Source organism: Escherichia sp. AM3 (assembly GCF_032029835.1).
Taxonomy (GTDB): domain Bacteria; phylum Pseudomonadota; class Gammaproteobacteria; order Enterobacterales; family Enterobacteriaceae; genus Escherichia; species Escherichia coli.
Genome location: NZ_JAVUPQ010001132.1, coordinates 1 through 254, shown reverse-complemented (window position 1 = coordinate 254; position 254 = coordinate 1). Strand labels below are relative to the sequence as shown.

At 59.4% G+C, this 254-nt stretch carries 1 protein-coding gene; it reads right to left on the bottom strand.

From position 1 onward, the window contains the following. The coding region (locus RTW80_RS30010; protein ID WP_312721811.1) for a type VI secretion protein IcmF/TssM N-terminal domain-containing protein at nucleotides 1-254 on the bottom strand (254 nt) is incomplete at both ends.

Here is a 254-nt window from a genome sequence, read left to right as displayed (position 1 = left end):
GGCTGGTTTTGCAGCGCCTTGCTCTGCTGCTCCAGCATCGGCACTTTTGCATCCACTTCTTCCAGATAGGCTTTATTCTTGGCGTAGCTGGTCAGCCACAGGCCACCCAGGATCACCAGCAGGGCCAGCAGCGCCGCGTAGCCGGACCACATCACGGCGCGGTTGCGCAGCTCCCACCAGCGGTTTTCCCCGGCGATGCCCGCTTCCTGGAACATGACGTTTTGCAGCAGGTTTTTAATGAAGAAGCTTTGGCC